Annotated in this window: 13 protein-coding genes; 9 read left to right on the top strand and 4 right to left on the bottom strand. The window is 62.0% G+C overall.

Translation table 11 applies throughout. The annotated features are described in order from the left end of the window. Positions 1-71: 71 nt before the first annotated feature. The 9 genes from ACILSQ_RS21650 (at position 72) to ACILSQ_RS21610 (ending at position 13,358) form a co-directional block, all read left to right on the top strand. Positions 72-3,134, top strand: coding sequence for a PVC-type heme-binding CxxCH protein (locus tag ACILSQ_RS21650; RefSeq protein ID WP_395745749.1), 3,063 nt, complete (start codon positions 72-74; stop codon positions 3,132-3,134). 66 nt (positions 3,135-3,200) lie between these two features. Beyond that, positions 3,201-4,115 carry a dihydrodipicolinate synthase family protein gene (locus tag ACILSQ_RS21645; protein ID WP_395745748.1) on the top strand — a complete coding sequence of 305 codons (915 nt, stop codon included), beginning with the start codon at positions 3,201-3,203 and terminating at the stop codon, positions 4,113-4,115. Positions 4,116-4,240: 125 nt separating this feature from the next. Continuing rightward, a complete protein-coding gene (locus ACILSQ_RS21640; RefSeq protein WP_395745747.1) occupies positions 4,241-5,134 on the top strand; it encodes a sugar phosphate isomerase/epimerase family protein in 894 nt (297 codons plus the stop codon). Positions 5,135-5,209: 75 nt separating this feature from the next. Continuing rightward, complete coding sequence (locus tag ACILSQ_RS21635; RefSeq protein WP_395745746.1) at positions 5,210-6,007, top strand: PIG-L deacetylase family protein; 798 nt, start codon at positions 5,210-5,212, stop codon at positions 6,005-6,007. Positions 6,008-6,096: 89 nt separating this feature from the next. Continuing rightward, complete coding sequence (locus ACILSQ_RS21630) at positions 6,097-6,528, top strand: NYN domain-containing protein (RefSeq protein ID WP_395745745.1); 432 nt, start codon at positions 6,097-6,099, stop codon at positions 6,526-6,528. A gap of 27 nt (positions 6,529-6,555) precedes the next feature. Further along, complete coding sequence (locus ACILSQ_RS21625; RefSeq protein ID WP_395745744.1) at positions 6,556-7,269, top strand: tetratricopeptide repeat protein; 714 nt, start codon at positions 6,556-6,558, stop codon at positions 7,267-7,269. Then, entirely contained in the window at positions 7,266-10,841 is a 3,576-nt protein-coding gene (locus ACILSQ_RS21620; RefSeq protein WP_395745743.1) for a hydantoinase B/oxoprolinase family protein, read from the top strand. Before ACILSQ_RS21625 ends, ACILSQ_RS21620 begins: the two co-directional genes overlap by 4 nt. A gap of 89 nt (positions 10,842-10,930) precedes the next feature. Next, on the top strand, positions 10,931-11,317 hold the full coding sequence (locus tag ACILSQ_RS21615) for a BlaI/MecI/CopY family transcriptional regulator (RefSeq protein WP_395745742.1): 387 nt from the start codon (positions 10,931-10,933) through the stop codon (positions 11,315-11,317). Positions 11,318-11,339: 22 nt separating this feature from the next. Then, on the top strand, positions 11,340-13,358 hold the full coding sequence (locus ACILSQ_RS21610) for a M56 family metallopeptidase (protein WP_395745741.1): 2,019 nt from the start codon (positions 11,340-11,342) through the stop codon (positions 13,356-13,358). Between the two features lie 278 nt (positions 13,359-13,636). Here the strand turns inward: ACILSQ_RS21610 and ACILSQ_RS21605 are convergent, their stop codons facing one another. From ACILSQ_RS21605 to ACILSQ_RS21590, 4 genes are all read right to left on the bottom strand, one after another. Next, positions 13,637-14,026 (bottom strand): hypothetical protein, encoded by a 390-nt coding sequence (locus tag ACILSQ_RS21605; RefSeq protein ID WP_395745740.1) that lies wholly within the window; start codon positions 14,024-14,026, stop codon positions 13,637-13,639. A gap of 98 nt (positions 14,027-14,124) precedes the next feature. Next, positions 14,125-15,000 carry a DUF4159 domain-containing protein gene (locus ACILSQ_RS21600; protein WP_395745739.1) on the bottom strand — a complete coding sequence of 292 codons (876 nt, stop codon included), beginning with the start codon at positions 14,998-15,000 and terminating at the stop codon, positions 14,125-14,127. Between the two features lie 60 nt (positions 15,001-15,060). Continuing rightward, positions 15,061-16,515 carry a hypothetical protein gene (locus ACILSQ_RS21595; RefSeq protein WP_395745738.1) on the bottom strand — a complete coding sequence of 485 codons (1,455 nt, stop codon included), beginning with the start codon at positions 16,513-16,515 and terminating at the stop codon, positions 15,061-15,063. Continuing rightward, positions 16,509-18,626 carry a c-type cytochrome gene (locus ACILSQ_RS21590; RefSeq protein WP_395745737.1) on the bottom strand — a complete coding sequence of 706 codons (2,118 nt, stop codon included), beginning with the start codon at positions 18,624-18,626 and terminating at the stop codon, positions 16,509-16,511. The genes ACILSQ_RS21595 and ACILSQ_RS21590 overlap by 7 nt, the downstream gene beginning before the upstream one ends.

Genomic DNA, 18,626 nt, shown 5'->3' with positions numbered 1-18,626 from the left:
TCATCACAAGAATACCACCATGGGCCACTTTCGGCTGTTCATGCCGCCAGAGGGTTTCGTATGATCTTGTCATGATCCAGACTGCCGCCTGTTCACTTCTTCTGCTGCTCGCCCTCAGTTCCACGCTCATGGCGCAGGCGGATGGCATCAAGACGAAGACAACGTATGCCAAAGCCTACGGCGAAACCAAGAACGCCGTGGCGGTGGATCCCGCCAAGGATCTGCCGCGTTACCCCGCCGTGGAGCCGAAGGATGCGATCGGCACCTGGCAGGTGAAGAAGGGCTTCAAGCTCCAGCTTGCCGCCAATGAGCCGCAGGTGCGCAGTCCCATCGCCATCTGCTTTGACGAGAACGGCCGCATGTTCGTGTGCGAGATGATCGACTACAGCGAGATGCGCGACGTCACACCGCACCTGGGCCGCATCTCCATGCTGGAGGACGTGGATGGCGACGGCCATTTTGAAAAGAGCACGGTCTTTGCCGATGACCTCCCCTGGCCTACCGGCCTCGTCTGGGCCAATGGCGGCCTGTTCGTGGGCGCCACACCCGACATCTGGCGCTTTGAGGACAAGGACGGCGATGGCAAAGCCGAGGTGCGGGAGAAGGTTTTCACGGGCTTCGGCACCGGCTTGAAAATCCTCAATGTCCAGGGGCTCATGAACAGCTTCATCTGGGGCCAGGACAACCGCATTCACATCCTGGCGGGTGGCGGCAATCGTGGCGTCATCACCTGCCTGAAACGGCCGGAGGACAAAGGCCTCGAGCTCGGCGGCAAGGACTTTTGGTTTGATCCCATCACGCTGGAGTTTGGCCTGGAGGGCGGCGGCGCGCAGTACGGCATGAGCTTTGACAACTACGGCCGCAAGTTTGGCTGCTCAAACAGCGACCACCTACAGTACTGGGTTTACGATGACAAATACGCCAATCGCAATCCCTACTACACCATGCCGCCTGCGAAGCAAAGCATCGCGGTGGATGGCGGCGCGGCGGAGGTGTTTCGCATCAGCCCGGACGAGCCCTGGCGCATCATCCGCACGCGCTGGCGCATCGCGGGTGTGGTGAAGGGCGCGGTGGAGGGCGGCGGGCGTGTGAGCGGCTACTTCACCGGAGCCACCGGCACGACGATCTATCGTGGCGATGCCTACGGCCCGGATTTCGTAAACAACAGCTTCAGCGGAGACGCGGGCGGCCAGCTCGTGCACCGCAAGCTCATCAAGCCCAGCGCAGACGGCATCAGCCTCATCGGCGAGCGCCCGGCTGACGAGCACGGCTTTGAGTTCGCCGCCAGCAAGGACACCTGGGTGCGCGTGGTGAATTTTGCCAACGCCCCCGACGGCTGCCTGCATATCTGCGACATGTACCGCGAGGTGATCGAGCACCCCTGGAGCATCCCGGACGAGATCAAAAAACACATCGACCTGAACAGCGGCAATGACAGAGGCCGCATTTATCGCATTGTGCCAGAAAAGGGCGCGGACCGCATCGGCCAGAAGGTGGCTCTGGGAAAAGCCAGCACGGAGGAGCTGGTGAAGACCCTCGGCCACCCCAACGGCTGGCACCGGGACACCGCGCAGCGTCTGCTTTATGAGCGCAAGGACAAAGCTGCAGTACCGCTGCTGGAGAAGCTGCTGAATGGCGACAATGCGCTGGCGAAGCTGCATGCGCTGGGAGCGCTGCGGGGGGTGAAGGGGCTGACTCAAGGTGTGGTCTTGATCGCGCTGAAGGACCAGTCTCCGGCTGTCGCGGAAAAAGCCTGTGCCCTAAGCGAGGCGCTCATCGCTCAAAACCCAGCGTCTGCCGATGCTCTCGCGGGAGAAATCATCCAGCTCACAGATGCCTCGCATCCCAACCGGGTTCGTTACCAAGCGTTGCTAAGCCTCGGAAGCATCTGCGGCACAGGTGCAGGAACGCACGTTGACGCGATCGACGACTCCATCATCCGGGCCTGCGTCAAAGTACTGCGGACGGAGGCAATTGCCAAGCCTCTCATTCAGTCCATTGGCAGCGCGCCCCCGGCTATTGTGTCTGCCATAACGAACTTCTGGCTCGGAACAAATCCGACCCAAAACATTTCCGGAGTGGCTCCACTGCTGCAGGCGACTGCTTCTATGAAAATGCCTCCGGATCAACAACAGCATTTTCTTTCACTGGTGGCGGAACTGCCGAGGAACGAACTTGCAGCAGTCCTCAAAGCCGTGGGCCTTGGTTTTGCCAAGGCGGGTACGAGCATTGAAAAAGTGGACCAGGAGCACAGGCTCGCCGCCATTTTTGAAAAAGCGGCTGCGAGCGCCACAGATGCGAAGGCTTCTGAATCTGTACGGCTCGATGCCATTGGTCTCCTCGGACTCACCTCCTCAAAGGAAGCTGCTGAAGCTTTGAATGAATGCGTTGCCAAAGGGCAGCCGGATGCCGTGCAGGCAGCCGCCGTGCACACGCTGGCGCAAGGCGTTTCTGCCACCGTGACGAAAGCACTGCTATCCGCATGGACAGGACTGGGCGCGCAGGCCAAGGAAGCCGCCCTTGGTGCCTTGCTCTCTCGTGAAGACCGCGCTCTCGCGTTGCTCGAATCAGGCGTGGTGAAACCGCAGGAGTTCTCTGCTTCGCAGGTGCAGGCGCTGCTCAAGCACAAATCTCCCAAGGTTGCCGCTGCGGCAAAGACGGCGCTGGCCTCCGTGATTCCGCCCTCGCGTGAAGAGGTCATGGTCAAGTTCAAGCCTGCTATCGCCGCCAAGGGAGACGCCGCCAAAGGCCAGGCTCAATACATGGCGCGCTGCGTGGCCTGCCACCGTGCCGGCAACATGGGACTGCAGGTGGGACCGGACCTTATTACGGTAAAGACCAAAGGGAGGGACGCGCTTCTTACGGCCATTTTGGAACCCCACAAAGAAGTAGCCTCTCAGTTCATCGCCTATACGGTCAACACCAGGGATGGGCAGACGCTGATGGGAATCATTACGAACGACACTGCCTCCAGCATGACTCTCAAGATGATGGGGGGCATCGAAAAAACGCTGCAGCGCAGCGAGATCAAAGGCAGCAGTTCCACGGGGCAGAGCCTGATGCCTGAAGGCCTGGAGACCGGCATGAGCGTGCAGGATATGGCCGATTTGCTTAGCTTTATCGAGGGACAGTAAACATCCCGTGAAACTGAATCTGTTTTTCTTTGCAGGCGCCGCTCTCCGCGCTCCTGTGGTCCCTCCATGAAGACCACCCCCGTAACGTTTGAAGATCTGCAGTCATCCGTGATCGCCGTGCCGCCGCTGTGCCGGAACAAGGACCTGTCCCTGGCCAAGTCGCAGAACAGCCGACTGATCAAGCACATGTACAAAGGCGGCATCCGCACGCTGCTTTACGGGGGAAACGCCAATCTCTACAACATCGCCCCGAGCGAGTATCACGCGCTGCTGAAGATGCTCGTGGACATCTCCCCGGATGACATGTGGGTGGTTCCCTCCGTGGGGCCGATGTACGGCACCGCGATGGACCAGGCGAAGATCCTCACCGAATTCGCCTTTCCGACAGCGATGCTGCTGCCCACGCTTTTTCCCTCCAAGCCCGCCGGCGTGGCCACGGCCATCCGCCACTTTGTGGAAAAATCCGGCATCAAGGCCGTGCTCTACATCAAGGACGGCGCCTACATCACGCCTGAACTCGCGGCGGAGCTCGTGAATGACGGCCTCATCTCCTGGATCAAATACGCCATCGTGGAGCCGGATCCGAAGAAGGACCCCTATCTGAAGAAACTCATCAAGCTGGTGGATCCCAAGATGATCGTCAGCGGCATCGGCGAGCAGCCGGCCATCATCCACCTGCGCGACTTCGGCGTGACCGGCTTCACCGCGGGCTGCGTTTGCATCGCCCCTTCCCGCTCGACAGCCATGCTGCAGGCCATTCTGAAGAAGGACTGGGACACTGCGGAGAAGATCCGCGCGGAGTTTGTGGCGCTGGAGGATCTGCGCAACGCCCACAGCCCCATCCTGGTGCTGCATCATGCCGTCGAGCTCGCGGGCGTGGCGCAGACGGGCCCGGTGCTGCCGTTGCTCACCGAGCTTCCCGCCAACCTGCTGCCGAAGATCGAGAAGGCCGCCAAGGCGCTGCTGGCCAAGAATGACTGAGCGGCGAATCTGGCGGTGGTTTACGGTTGTTTTCAAACCCCTGGCTTTAGGCTGTGGCGAATGCGCTGAGGATTGTATTGACGGCTGGTGACAGCACACGTCATGCTCATGCGTATTTTCACACCATGACCTCCCGCCGTCGCTTCCTCCAGTCCGTTTCCTCCACCGCCCTTTTTGCCGCTGCCGGCACTCTAACCGCGCAGGAGGCCGCCAAGCCCGTGCGCAAGCTGCGCAAGGCCATCATGGGCGGCACGCTTGGCATCAAAGGCACCCTGGTGGAAAAGTACAAAGCGGCCAAAGAAGCGGGCTACGAAGGCGTCGAGCCTGCCGGGGGCATGAACCAGCAGGAAGTCATCGACGCCCTGGGCCAGTCCGGCCTGCAGGCCGCCAGCGTGTGCTGCCACACCCACTGGAAGCAGACGCTGACCCATGATGATCCCGCCATCCGTGAGCAGGGCCTGCAAGGCGTTCTGACCACCCTGCGTGATGCCAAGGCCTACGGTGCGGACTCCATCCTCGTGGTGCCCGGCGTGGTGAGTGAAACGGTGCCCTATGATGTGGCCTGGGAGCGCAGCATCGCGGAGATCAAAAAGGCCGTCCCTCTCGCCAAAGAACTCGGTGTGAAGATCTCCATCGAAAACGTCTGGAACAACTTCATCCTCAGCCCGCTCGAAGCCGTGCGCTATCTGGACGAAGTGGGAGATCCCATCGTGGGCTGGCATTTCGACATCGGCAACGTGCTGCGCTACGGCTGGCCGGAGCAGTGGATCAAGGTGCTGGGCAAGCGCATCAACCGCATCCACGTCAAAGAGTACAGCACCAAGAAGATGAAGGACGAAGGCGTGTGGAAGGGCTTTGACTGCGACCTCACCGAAGGCGACAACAACTGGCCCGCCATCATGAAGGCCCTGGACGCCGCAGGCTACACCGGCTGGGCCATCAGCGAGCAGCGCGGCGGCCTCAACCCCGGCGGCCTCAAGATGCTGACCGAGCGCATGGACAAAATCTTCGCGATGTAAAACTTGTTCGCGGTTTGCTGTTCTCCGTTCACTGTTGGCCGGAAACTCTGAACCGAGAACTGTGAATCACAAAACATGCCTTCTGCATTAGCCATCTTCGCCCATCCTGACGACATCGAGTTCGTCGCCGCGGGAACCATGCTGCTGCTCAAGGAGCGCGGTTGGGACATCCATTACATCAATCTCTGCACCGGAAATGGCGGCTCGGTGCAGATGGACGGCCCCACGACATCAAAGAAACGGCTGGAAGAAGGCCGGGAGGCCGCGCGCATTCTGGGGGCCACGTTTTACCCGCCAATCTGCGATGACCTGGAGCTGACCTATTCAGTTCCCTCCCTGCGCAAAGTGGCTGCTGTGGTGCGCATGGCAAAGCCCAGCATCGTGCTCACGCATGCCCCGGCGGATTACATGGAGGACCACATGCAGGCCTGCCGTCTCGCCGTCACCGCCGCCTTTTCCCATTGCATTCCCAATTTCCAAACTGACCCGCATCTCCCGTCCTACGCGCACGATGTGACCGTTTACCACGCCATGCCCCACGGCCAGTGCGACCCGCTGCGCCAGAAACTCCAGGCCGGGCAGTATGTCGACACCACCAGCGTGCATGCGCTCAAGCGCGAATCTCTAGCCGCGCACGAGAGTCAGAAGCACTGGCTGGATGTGAGCCAGGGCATGGACTCCTACCTCATCAGCATGGATGAGTCCGCCCGCGCCATGGGCCGTCTCTCCGGCCAGTTTGAATATGCCGAAGGCTGGCGCAGGCACCTGCACCTGGGCTTCAGCGCCAAGGAAATTGACCCGCTCAAGGATGCGCTCGGGGAGCTGTGCCTGATCAATGAGGCCTACGAAAAGGCGAAAGCCATCCCAGTCTGAGTTGCAAGTTTCAGGTTTGAAGTTTCAAGTTGTCCGGAGATGCGCTCCCGACTTGAAACCTGCAGCTTTAAACTTCCAACTCTCGTCCGATGCCCCAGCTGATCTATCTGCTTGTGGACGGCCACAACGTCATCAACGCGTGGCCTGAGCTGAAGCGCGAACATCGGGTGGCCTCGCGCCGGCACCTGGCGCGCACGGAGCTGCTGAAACGACTGCGCAACCTGCAGGACATGAGCGGGATGCAGGTGGTGGTGGTGTTTGACGGGGCAAAACAGGGCACGAATGAAGAGCGCGAGCCGCAGGGCCTCCAGATCATCTACGCCGACCCCGGCACCACGGCGGACACCATCATCGAACGGCTGGTGGCGAAATACGTTCAGGAGCGGCCCATGCGGGTCGCTTCGGCAGATGGCATGATTCGTGAAACAATTCTGTCACTTGGAGCCGAGTGGTGCAGCCCTGAAGTCCTGCGCAGCCTGTGCGACAGCGCCGAAACCAGCATGCGCAGCCGTCTTGCCTGATTTCGATTCACGTTCTATCATCCGCTCATGAGATTAATCCAAACCTTTATCTTCCTGATATTCGGCGCCTCCGCCGTCCTGGGCCAGGCCGAGAAGCCGGCCCCGATTTCCGACGAGGTCAAAAAGCTGCTGCTGGAAGCATGGGGACTGCGGAAAAAGAACCGCTACACCGATGCGCTCGAGAAACTGGATGCCGCCGAGAAGCTCAATCCCAACGTGGCCGACATCTATGCCCTGCGCGGGGACATCTATCTCGCTCCGCGACGGCGTGATTTTGATCTGGCTCTGCCCCAGTTTGAAAAAGCGGCGCAGCTCCAGCCGGACAATCCGCTTTTCAAGCTCAACCTGACCGAGTACTACTTCGTAAAGCAGGAGTATGACACCGCCCTGAAGGCGCTCACCAAGCTGATCACGGACTACCCCAAACTGCGCATGGATGCCCGTCACATGGCGCAATACAAACGGGTGCTTTGCGAGCTCAAGCTAGGGCGACGCTCCGCCGCCGATGAGATCATCGCGGAGAATTTCACCTTCATGGACGATACGCCGGCCTACTACTTCTGCAAGGCGGCCATCTCATTTGAGAGCGGTAATCCCAACAAAGGCAATGAATGGATCAAGCGTGCTGTGGCAGCCTTCAAATTCCCGGCCTGCGAGCCCTACTACGATGCCTTCAAAGAGCTGCGCTGGGTGCCAGACCTGGACTTTGCCCCCGCTCCCTCTCCACCCAAAAAGCCGTGAAGTGGCGCATCGCAGCCGATACGGGAGGGACCTTCACCGACTGCCACGCGCTCGATCCGCAGGGCCGCGAATCACGCTGCAAGGTGCTCTCCACCGGTCATCTCCGGGCCGTGGTGGCTGATTGCGCCGGCACCCTGATTCGCCTCGCGGGTCTGCCTCCCCTGCCCGCCGGATTTCTCGTCAGATTCCAGATCAACCACGTCGGCAACGCGGCGGTTTTCCGCATCACGGCATTCGATTATCGCACGGGAGAGGTCACCCTTGATGCCCCGTCAGCCTGGGAGGCAGGCATGCTGCTGGAACTCACCACCGGAGAGGAAGCGCCGGTGCTGGGCGCACGCATTCTGACCCACACACCGCCGGGGTGCGAGTTTCCCGAGCTGAGCCTTCGCATCGCCACCACACGGGCCACCAATGCCCTGCTGGAGCACAAGGGAGGCCGCATCGCGCTCTTCATCACCCGGGGTTTTGGCGACCTCCTGCAAATCGGCGATCAGCGCCGCAGCGATCTCTTTGCACTCAGACATGAGCCGCGGGTGCTCTTTCATGAAGTGGCCCGCGAAGTGCCGGAGAGGATCAGCGTCAGCGGCGAAGTGCTGGAGCCGCTCGATGAAGCCAGCGTACGTGCCGCCGCGAAGGAGTGCCTCGCCCAGGGCATCACCACCGCGGCCATTTCCCTGCTGCACGGCCATGCGCATCCGCAGCATGAGCTGCGCGTGGCCGCCATTCTGCGCGAGTGCGGCTTCACCCATCTCACGCTCTCCCACGAGACCGCCGCCTTTGCGAAGCTGCTGCCGCGCACCCAGAGCACCGTGGCGGATGCGTATCTCCACGCGCCCGTGCAGTCTTTTCTCAATGGCATCCGCCGCATATCACCAAGCATGCAGGTGATGACGAGCGCGGGGGGCCTGAAGACCGCTGATGACATCCGGCCGAAGGACATGCTGCTCAGCGGCCCCGCTGGCGGCGCCATCGGCGCGGCCAATGCCGCGCGCCGTCTCGGCATCACGCGGATCATCACCTTCGACATGGGCGGCACGAGCACGGATGTGGCCCGTATCGACACCCGGCCCGGCTACCGCTTTTCCCAAAACGTCGCGGGCATGCAGTTGCTCGCCCCCTGCGTGGCCATTGAAACGGTGGCGGCGGGCGGCGGGTCCATCTGCCACCTCACGCATCACGGCCTGGCCGTGGGGCCGCAAAGTGCGGGCTCCAATCCGGGTCCCGCTTGCTATGGCAAAGGCGGCCCGCTGACCATCACGGATGTCAATCTCCTGCTTGGCCGCTTTGACCCCGACCGTGCGCCCATTCCGCTGGACCTCGCCGCCGCGCAGCGCCGCCTCAGCGAGCTCCATGCACAGACCGGGGGCACCGGAACGGAGACCGACCTGCTGCGATCGCTGCTGCGCCTTGCCATCGAGCACATGACGGATGCCATCCGCCGCATCTCCATTGGCGAAGGTTTTGATCCCGCTGATCACGCGCTGCTGGCCTTTGGCGGCGCGGGCCCGCAGCACGCCTGCGCCGTGGCAGAATCCCTCGGCATGCAGACCATCCTGGTGCCCGAGCATGCCGGCATTCTGAGCGCTGTGGGTTTGCAGGAGGCCGTGCCGGAGAGGATTGTGGAGAAGGAGATCCGGCTGCCGCTGCGTGAGGCTCTGAAGAATGGCGTGCTAAGTTCAGTTTTTCCAGACGGGCTAAAGCCCGAATTACGAACACAGATTGCCGAGTTGCGGCTCAAGGGCCAGGACACGCCGCTGCAGGTGGAGTTTGCGGATCCCGCGGACCTGCCAGAGCTTTACGCGGCTGCATACGAGCGCCTCTTTGGCTACAAGCCCCCGGCCACTCGTGAGATCGAGCTCGTCAGCCTTCGCATTATTTTGCGGGAGGCCCAGGCAGACGCGCAGGAAGGCACCCTGCACGCGCAGCCGCTGGAGCCCGTGCCCGCGCTGATTCAGGATGCATTCAGCACCATCGTCATCGCGCCCGGCTGGCGGGTGGAGAAGGTCGTGGGCTTTGGCCATGTGCTGCGCTACGAGCACACCGCGCGCCCGGCGCCCACGCTGGAGCGCGACCTGCTGCGGCATCGTTTTCATTCCATTGTGAGCGACATGGGCGCCCTGCTCTGCCGCACCGCCATCTCCACAAACATCCGCGAACGGCTCGACTTTTCCTGCGCCCTGCTGGACCCGCGCGGGAGGCTGCTCTCCAGCGCGCCACACATTCCGGTGCACCTCGGCGCGCTGGGCGTCTGTGTGCGTGAAGTCGCCCGTGCCGTGGCGATGCAGCCGGGAGATACGATCATCACCAATCATCCTGCGTATGGCGGCTCGCATTTGCCGGATGTCACGCTCATCACACCCGTACATGACGCCGCCGGGAGCTTGATCGGCTACATCGCCAATCGTGCGCACCATGCCGAGATCGGCGGCATCACGCCCGGGTCCATGCCGGCCAATGGCACGCGCTTGATTGAGGAGGGCGTGGTCATCGCGCCACGGCATCTGATTCGCGGCGGCGTTTCCTGCTTTGATGAAATCAGCGCCCTGCTGACCTCCGCCGTGCATCCCTCGCGCAATCTCGCCGACAACCTGGCGGATTTGCACGCCCAGCTCGCCGCCAATCTGCATGGCACCGAGCGTCTGCGGGCGCTGGCAGATGATTCACTGCGGGGCCTCATGGAAGGCATCCTGGAGCACTCGGCTGGTGTCATGCGCACGCAGATCGCGCGCCTGCCGGGGGCGATCTCGGCGCAGGAGAAACTGGATGATGGTTCTGTCATCGCTGTGTCGATGCGCAAGGACGCAGACAGGCTCGTGCTCGATTTTACCGGCACGTCCGGCGTGCATCCGCGCAACCTCAACGCCACCGCCGCCATCGTGCGCAGTGCCGTGCTGTACGTGATGCGGCTGATGCTGCAGGAGGATCTGCCGCTGAACGAAGGGCTCATGGAGCCGGTGGAAATCATTTGTCCTGAATCCTTGCTTAATCCCAGCTTCACCGGAGACGCGGCGCGTGATCCCGCCGTGGTCGGTGGCAATGTGGAAGTGAGTCAGCGGCTGGTCGATACCCTGATCAAAGCACTCGGTCTCCAGGCCTGCAGCCAGGGCACCATGAACAACTTTCTCTTTGGCGGCGCAGGCTTCGGCTACTACGAAACCATTGCCGGGGGGGCGGGCGCTGGCGAGGGATACCACGGCGCCAGTGCGCTGCACACGCACATGACCAACACCGCCATCACCGACCCCGAGATCATTGAGCAGCGCTACCCCGTGCGCCTGCGCCAGTTTGCCATCCGCCGCGGTTCTGGTGGCCGGGGCCAATGGTGCGGCGGTGATGGTGTCATTCGTGAGTTTGAGTTTCTGCAGCCGCTCACAGTGAGCCTGCTCACGCAGCATCGTGTGGAGGCTCCCTTTGGCCTGCATGGAGGCAAAGCCGGGCAAACCGGCCGCCAGACGCTGCTGCGCAAAGGACACGCCACGCCCCTCGACGGTTGCACTTCCTTTGCCGTTCAGTGCGGAGACCGCGTTGTCATGGAGACTCCTGGTGGCGGCGGATACAGGGCGTCTTGATCCAAATCTTTCTGCCGGTTTTGCCGCAAGGTTGAAAAATCAATCTTTGATATTGACTCTTGCGCCATTATGGGTTGAAAATTCAGCCCATGAAAAAAATCACTCATCTGAGCCGCCGTGAACGTGAGGTGATGGATCTCGTCTTTGCGCAGGGCGAGGCCACGCTGACACAGATCCTCGAAGGCATGGAGTCGCCGCCCACGCGTCCGGCGCTGCGCTCCATCCTGACCATTCTGGAAGGCAAAGGACACCTGAAGCACCGGCAGGAGGGCCGGGAGTTCATCTACCGCCCGGTGCATTCGCGGGCGGAGGTGGGGCAGTCCACACTGAGCCGGGTCATCGGCACGTTTTTCGGGGGATCTCTCACCCAAGCCCTGGCGGCCTACCTGAGTCATCCGCAGACGAAACTGAGCGAGGAGGAGGTGGCGGAACTCCGCGGCTTCCTGGACCAGGCGAAGACGGCAAAGAAACGCTAACCCATCAAACACAACGCATCCCATGAGCATCGAGCATTTTCTATCATTCACTCCAGGCTGGTTGCTGGATGTGACACTGCAGACCACTCTGCTGCTGGCACTGGCAGGCGGCGCAACACTCTGCGCACGGCGGATGGCGGCGGCGCGGCGGCATTTTATTCTGGCTTCGGCGCTCCTGCTGAGCCCGGTGGTCATGGCCTGCAGCCTGGTCGCTCCGGCGTGGAGAATTCCGCGGAGCGAGCAGGCCCCGGATCAGGTGGCATGGGGGCTTCAAACCACGGTGGCGCTGAACAACGAACACGTGCCGCCCACGGTGGCCTCGGTCGTGTCTGTGGCAGTAGCCCAGGATGAAGCGCCGTATTCCCCGCTGTGGGCGCTGCTCTGGCTGGCGGGCATCGGAGCAGGCACGGTGGCCCTGGGCCTTTCGGCCTGGACCCTCCGGCGGCTGCGCACGGCATCCCACATCGTGGTAGCTCCTGCCATGCAGCGCTGCTTCGCGGAGGAGGCCGCAGCTCTGCACCTGAACCTGCCCGCAGCCTGCCTGCGCATGAGCACCGCCTGCGCCGTGCCCATGACCTGGGGCATTTCCACCCAAACCGTGCTGCTTCCGGAGCAGGCGGCGCAGTGGGACGAGCAGCGCCTGCGGCTGGTGCTGCGGCATGAGCTCGCGCACATCGCGCGCGGGGATGTTCTGGTCACACTGCTGACCACGCTCGCGGCCCTGCTGCTGTGGTTTCACCCGCTGGTCTGGCTGATCCTGCGGGCCGGCGCACGGGCGCGTGAGCAGGCCTGCGATGACATCGCGCTGGAGCGCAGCGGGCTGAGCCCGGATGATTTTGCCGATGAACTGCTGGCGGCGGTGGCAGGCCTGGGAGGCACGGCGCGGCCATGGCTGCCGCTGGCGCTCGCGGTGACTGCCAGTGCCAGGGCGATGCGCGGGCGGCTGGCGAGCCTGGTGCAAACCGGCCGCCACCGCGCCGCCTACTCGCAGCGACAAAAGCTGCTGCTCATGCTGCCGGCAGCGACTGCGGCCTTTGGCCTCGCAGGGCTGACCGCCTGCCGGAAGGCGGTCCCCGAGGCTGACTCTGCTGTGCCACTCCAGATCCTGGTGCGGAGCCGGTTTGTGAGCATCCCTAAAGACTCGCCCGTGCTGGCGGAGGCAGGTCTGACGCTGGATGAAAGGCAGCCTCCGGCACTGCAGAACCTGGGTATTTTGAATGCAGAGAGAACCAAAGAGCTTCTGCACAAGCTGAGCCAGCAGAAGGGGGTGGAACTGATGAGCGCGCCCTCCGTGACGACACGCAGCGGGGCGCGGGCGACGGTGGAGGTGGCGCGGGAGTTCATCTATCCGACGGAGTTTGATCCGCCGAAGCAGGCGACGCAGAAGGAGCCGGTGATCCCGACGACGCCAACGGCGTTTGAGATGAAAAAGGTGGGGGTAAAGATGGATGTGGTGCCGACGCTGCTGGGGGATGGGAACCTCATGCTGGAAGCCACGCCGGAGGCGACGAGCTTTGAGGGGTTCATGGACTATGGCGCACCGATCACGCACGAGGGAAAAGTGGTGTCAGAGAACAAGATTCAGCAGCCGATTTTTCATACCATGAAGACATCGGCGAGCTTTATGATGAAGCCGGGGCAGAGCGTGGTCTTCGGCGGCCTCGGCAGCCCTGACGCCACACCGCTGACGAGCCGCATGCCAAAGACAAAAGACCTCATCTTTTTCATCATCGAGGCAAGTGTGGTGGAGTCTGGGAAGACTGCGGTGGCACCAAAGGAGACGGGGGATGTAAAAATGGCGGAAGCTGCGGTGACGGTGGTGGGACAGGTGAAGCGCCAGGGCGTCTATGCTTTCAAACCGGGGATGACGGTGGGAGATCTGGTGAAGGAGGCGCGGGGGCTGAGCGAGCGGGCGGATGCGACGAAGGTGGAGCTGAGGCGCGGCCCGAAACACGCGGCGCGAGCCACGGTGCTGGATCTTCCCAACGGCAATGCAAAGACACTGGAGGCCGGAGATGTGCTGACCGTGCCTGAGAAATGAGACCACGCTCCATCGGGATCAGTCCTTCATCCCACCGAGGCAGCCGTGCTCGAAAACTCGGCCAAGCCCCCGCGCACGCACCCCCTCGGAGCGCGGAATTTATTCCGCTGCAGATGGCCCGCGCTGCACGGGAGGTGCCCACGTTTCACGTCGCAAGCAGTCTGCCCCGCGCCTCCAAAGAAGCCGCGGAACAAGAATCAAAGCACGAAGCTCTCGCCCATGCCGCACCTGCACCTCGACGCTCCGGCAGGTCTTCAAACCCGCCGGTCTCTCGGCGCTCAATCAGCGATCATTTCCACATCAGCTACGTTGGCGCCGACGTGCCCGTCGCTGAGGATGGTGAGGAGGATGGCGCCGCCATCGTAGGCAATGGCATAGCCGTCGTCGGTCTGCTCAAGGCGCAGATTGGAGGCGGAGCCGGCGCTGGCATCCCATGAGAGCTTGTCGAGAGCGGTGGAGCTGGCCACTTTGGCGGCTGCGGCGCGGTTGTGAGACTTGTAGGCCTGGAAGAAGCGCTGGGCGACCTGCGCCTCTGAGAGAACCGGGCGGGAGGAGACGGCACCGGGTTCATCCACTCCATCGGGCGGGGGCAGCGTGTCGCAGGAGGCCAGGCTGAGGGAGAGGGTGAGGGCGGTGAGGGTTCCAAGAAGACGATGGGCGTGGGACATGTCTCCACGTGCCAAGCGTCAATGCATCGTCAAGCGGGAAGCGCGATGCTTTGCGTTACAAGTTCTCAGCAGCTCCGCGTTCAATCCTTACGCCAAAGTCAATGCGTCAGCGCGTAAAACACGATGTTGATCCCCAGCGGGTAGGCATGCTTTTCGGACACATGCGTGAAGTACCAGGGATCGCTCTGCTCCTGCTCCCAGCCGTCGCCCAGGTCATTGTTGAGGCAGATAAGCATGACCATGCGGCCGCGGTCATCGAAGACGGCGCGAAAGCGGGGCGTGGCGGAGTCAGCGCGGATTTCATTGTGCATGTTGGTTTTGCCATGCTGGCGCATCTCCGCCCAGTACACATTGCTGTGCACCTGGGGTGGTGAGGGCAGATCGTAAACGCAATGAAAGATGGGATGATCCGGCTTCAGCTCCTCGTAGCTGCGGTCAGGCCAGATCTTCTTGAACACGGGCTCAAAGCCTTTCCACTCTTCGCCACCCCAGAAGTCGTCCATGAGGATGAAGCCGCCATTGAGCATGTACTCGCGCAGCACACGGGCCTGGTCTGCGCTGAGGTCCATGTGGCCGGGCTCGGAGACGTAGAGGAAGGGATGATGGCGGAGCTGCGCGGCATCAATGTCTAGGATCACCGGGTAAGGATTCACCTGCACGGAGGTGAGCTGGTGCAGGCGGAAGGAGAAGTTGAGCTCGGCCTCCGGGTAGTCCGCCGTCCAGCGCCCGCCGCGGCGGAAGGGGTAGCACAACCGCGCAAAAGTGAAAACGTCCTCCGGCAGCTCAGCGGAGACGTTCCACACCGGGGCGTTCTGCCCGTAGTGCCGCCAGCCTTTGAACTGGCGGGCATCCTGGGGGAACTGCACCTCCCTGCCCCGGTAGGTGCTGCGGCGCAAAGAGGGCGCCACCTGGGAATGAGAACTCTCCAGTGCAACCAGGGCTAAAGCCAGCAGCGTCCATCGCCAGAATTTCATGGACTCCTTTTATCTGAAGGGGGGCGGCCAAGGCCAGACCTTTTTCGCTCGGCACGAAGTTCAGTCGCTGATGAGCTTGTTCACCGTGTAGTAAGCCATGCGATGCCAGAGGGGCGTGCCGTCTCTGGCTTTGAGCTGCGGCAGTTCAAACTCATGCACATAGCCCGTGCGCAGCTCGCCGCATGCCACTTCCAGGGTGAGCCCGTCCTCACTGAGCACGCTGCTTTGAATGGTCAGCGGCAGGGTGTCGAGTTCGTCGCCACCGTATTTGCTCTGAAACGGGTAGGTATAGCTCTTTCCGGTGGGCGCGGCCACGCTGGCCTTGTCCACGGGCAAGGTGAAGGTAAAGCGGAAACCGGATTTCGTGAGTTCCATTTTCTTCACCTCCAGCGGTGTCTTCTTCGTCCACACCACGCGCTGCAGGCCAAAGGGGCGGTTGCCTTTGCTGTTCCAGCCGCGGTTTGACTGACCGACCACGAGGGAACCGTCCTGCAGGAAATTCAGCGCGAGTGCCGCACACTGCAGGCCATCGATGAAGGGAAAGCAGGCGCCCTGATATTCACCTCCGACTTTTTCCAGGAAGACGCGGTTCACGCCGCTGAGGACGAATTCACCCAGGAACATCTGTTTTTCAAAGGGACCGAATTTGCCCGCGCTGAGATCGCAGGCGATGCCGGTGCCGCTCTGGCCCATTTTCACATAGGGCAGCCAGACGGCGGCAGGGGTGTAGCCTTTGACGGTCTTCATGGCCTCGGCCACCGTGATGCCATCGGGCTGCTTGGTGGCGATTTTTACCGGAGACTCCGGACGCTGGGCATCCGGGATGGATTCGGCATGGGAGAAGTAGGCGCCTTTGCGCACATGGAAGAGCGGCGTGGTGGGTATCCAGTTCCCCTGCTGGTCGGTGATGAAGATGTCGCCTTCAGCATTTTCGCCAATGCCGCAGGGACTGCGAAATCCGGCGCACCAGGGCTCGAGTTTTCCTTGCGGTGTGGTGCGCACGACCCAGCCGCGCCAGAGCGGATGCTTCTCTTCATCGCCCGCGCCTTTCCAGGCCTTGCCCATGCTGCAGTTGAGCGAGTTGTAGAGATTACCCTCTTTGTCGAAGACGGGCCCGTAGGCGTATTCGTGGTAGGCACCGGAGACACCCCAGCCGGTGGCCGCGCAGAGGTATTCGTCGGCTTTGCCGTCGCCGTCCGTGTCGCGCAGCCTGGTGACTTCGGAGCGCTGCGTGGCATATAGCGCCCCATCATGCCAGGCCAGGCCGAGGATCTCGTGCAGGCCGCTGGCAAAGAGTTTGAAACCGGGCTTCGCGGTGTCCGTCGGATTTTGTGCGATCCAGACTTCTCCTTTGCGGAGGCCGACCGCGAGTCTGCCGTCAGACATCACGGCGGTGCCGCTGGCTTCAAAGTTAACACCTTTCGGAGCCTCATAGGTTTCGATGCGGTAGTAGTCGGACTGCTGCTGGGCGAGCAATGACGTCGCCATCAGCAGGAACATGAATTGTTTTACCATGACACAACCTCCTTGGTTTCCTGCCCGTTCATTTTGATCGTGTGTTCAAAGCCGCCTTTGACGGGGCGCAGCGTGTCTTCGACGGGCCGGCCGTTTTCGCGATAGCGGAAGGTCGGCACGCCATCTTTGCCGAGGGTGTAGCCGCCAAAGACGCGCTCGCCGGTGGCCGCCGGCATGACTTTCACATCGGTCCCCAGGGGCTTGATCGGCGGCATGGCGCGGTCCTGCCAGTTGCTCATGGCATCCAGGAAGCGGCCCTTCCAGATAATGGCCCAGCGGCTGGTCTTGGCATCAAACGCGGCGTTCAGGCCGCCGGGGAATCCTACGCCGATGGCGTGGGTGCCGGCGCCTTCAATAAAACTGCGGAAGACAATGACGCGCTTTTCCACGTCCGGCTTCAGCTCGAAATCAGCGGAGGACATGAGCCCCTCGGGCAGCGGCTGGCCTTCGATCTCGCGCAGGTAGGTCCAGATGCTCTCGATTTCGAGATCGGCTTTTTTGCGCCCAACAAACATAGGCGGCATGACGGTGCCGGGCTGCGTGACCTGCGGATTGAGCAGAAGCTCTTTGAAATACTCGGGCTGCAGACGCTCGACGGTATGTGTGAGGCGGATCACGGGAGGGCCGAGCGATTTGCGCTCTTTCAAACCGTGGCAGGCGACGCAGGCAAGGCTTTTGGCTCCGAGGAGTTGGCGGCCCAGCTCGGCGCGATGGTGTTTGGCCAGGCCGCTGACGTCCATGTTGAGCGGTTTCTCCAGGGCGTCAGCTTCATTGAACCAAGCGATGAGCATTTCGGTCTGCTCCTGGCCAAAGCTGGGCATGTGCGTGTCCATGTAAGGACGCACACTGCCGCCTTCACCCCACAGGATTTTTTCAAACCAGCCGCGGGTGAGCTTGCGGCCGACCTTGTCCAGTGCGGGCGGCAGGTTTGCCAGATGCCCCAGGGACTCCGCGCCGGGATCATTCACACCAAAGTACTGGGCGCGTGGGTCCTCGGGGCCGCCTTTGCCATCACGATCATGGCAGGCGTAGCAGTTCAGGCGCGTCATCTGCCAGTCCACCTTTTCCTGAGCGGTGAGCTTTGGTGCGTCTTGCTGTTGGATCATTTTCAGCGCCAGTGTGATGGCGCGTTTTTCCAGATCGTTGAGATCAAAACGCGGAGTGCCGGTGGGTTGTTTTTCAGCGAGGCAGCCTTTGCTGGGCGACAGATCTTTGAGAGGTTTGGAGGTGGCGGGTTTTGCGGAGCTTCCAGAACCCGCTGAAGCCGGGACTACAATGCTGGGTTTGTGGCAGGCGATGCAGTTCATCTGCTCGAAGACCTCCCGGCCTTTCGCCACGGTTTGTTTCGGCAGCTTCAACGCGGCGCGTGCCGTGGCTTTTTCAGCGATGCGGCCGATATGCAGATAAGCGGCAATGTCCGAGGCCTCCTGCGCGCTGAGGCGCAGGTCGGGCATGCGGCCTGCGGGACGCATGGCGAGCGGATTCTTCAGAAAATGCGAAAGCGCAGTGAAGTCATAGGCATCGGCAAGCGCAATGGGCACAGAGGCGTTGCCGGGCTTTTCGACTTCAGCGTCCGCCGCGACCTTGGGCGGCCGCACGTCTTTGGCGGGCTCATGGCAGGCCACGCAGCCGACTTTGTGATACAGCTCCTTGCCGCGCTCCACATCGCCGGCAGGAACCTTCGGCAGGTCCTGCTTCAGGCTGCTGAGATATTCCACCAGGGCTTCCACTTTTTCGTCATCGCCTTCCGCGCCGGCGAACAAGCCCGGCATCTGCGTGCCCTTCTTGCGCGATTGCGGGCTGCGGATCATGAGCCACAGCGTGTCGGGATCGAGGCGTGAACCGACACCGCTGAGATCGGGGCCGGGCTTGGGCTTGAGGCGCTCCTCCCAGGACTTTGGTACGGTGTGGCAGGTGGTGCAGTTCAGCTCCGCCAGCAGCAGCAGCCCGCCGTTCACCATCGATTCGTCCGGATCCGTGGGGATGTTGAACTGATCAAACGTATAAACAAACGCATGGTTGATCGGCTCCGCCTGCAGGGGATGGGCCTGAAGCTGGCCGCAAAAAAACGCAGAGGCCGCAAAAAGGGTCCAGAGTTTTGAGATGTTCAT

The organism is Prosthecobacter sp. (assembly GCF_044227185.1).
Classification (GTDB): domain Bacteria; phylum Verrucomicrobiota; class Verrucomicrobiia; order Verrucomicrobiales; family Verrucomicrobiaceae; genus Prosthecobacter.
This window is presented reverse-complemented; position numbering and strand designations above follow the sequence as displayed.

Excerpts from the sequence above, each read along its gene's own strand:
- ACILSQ_RS21650 (WP_395745749.1), top strand. The coding sequence starts at position 72 with ATGATCCAGACTGCCGCCTGTTCACTTCTTCTGCTGCTCGCCCTCAGT.
- ACILSQ_RS21645 (WP_395745748.1), top strand. The coding sequence starts at position 3,201 with ATGAAGACCACCCCCGTAACGTTTGAAGATCTGCAGTCATCCGTGATC.
- ACILSQ_RS21640 (WP_395745747.1), top strand. The coding sequence starts at position 4,241 with ATGACCTCCCGCCGTCGCTTCCTCCAGTCCGTTTCCTCCACCGCCCTT.
- ACILSQ_RS21635 (WP_395745746.1), top strand. The coding sequence starts at position 5,210 with ATGCCTTCTGCATTAGCCATCTTCGCCCATCCTGACGACATCGAGTTC.
- ACILSQ_RS21630 (WP_395745745.1), top strand. The coding sequence starts at position 6,097 with ATGCCCCAGCTGATCTATCTGCTTGTGGACGGCCACAACGTCATCAAC.
- ACILSQ_RS21625 (WP_395745744.1), top strand. The coding sequence starts at position 6,556 with ATGAGATTAATCCAAACCTTTATCTTCCTGATATTCGGCGCCTCCGCC.
- ACILSQ_RS21615 (WP_395745742.1), top strand. The coding sequence starts at position 10,931 with ATGAAAAAAATCACTCATCTGAGCCGCCGTGAACGTGAGGTGATGGAT.
- ACILSQ_RS21610 (WP_395745741.1), top strand. The coding sequence starts at position 11,340 with ATGAGCATCGAGCATTTTCTATCATTCACTCCAGGCTGGTTGCTGGAT.
- ACILSQ_RS21605 (WP_395745740.1), bottom strand. The coding sequence starts at position 14,026 with ATGTCCCACGCCCATCGTCTTCTTGGAACCCTCACCGCCCTCACCCTC.
- ACILSQ_RS21600 (WP_395745739.1), bottom strand. The coding sequence starts at position 15,000 with ATGAAATTCTGGCGATGGACGCTGCTGGCTTTAGCCCTGGTTGCACTG.
- ACILSQ_RS21595 (WP_395745738.1), bottom strand. The coding sequence starts at position 16,515 with ATGGTAAAACAATTCATGTTCCTGCTGATGGCGACGTCATTGCTCGCC.
- ACILSQ_RS21590 (WP_395745737.1), bottom strand. The coding sequence starts at position 18,626 with ATGAACATCTCAAAACTCTGGACCCTTTTTGCGGCCTCTGCGTTTTTT.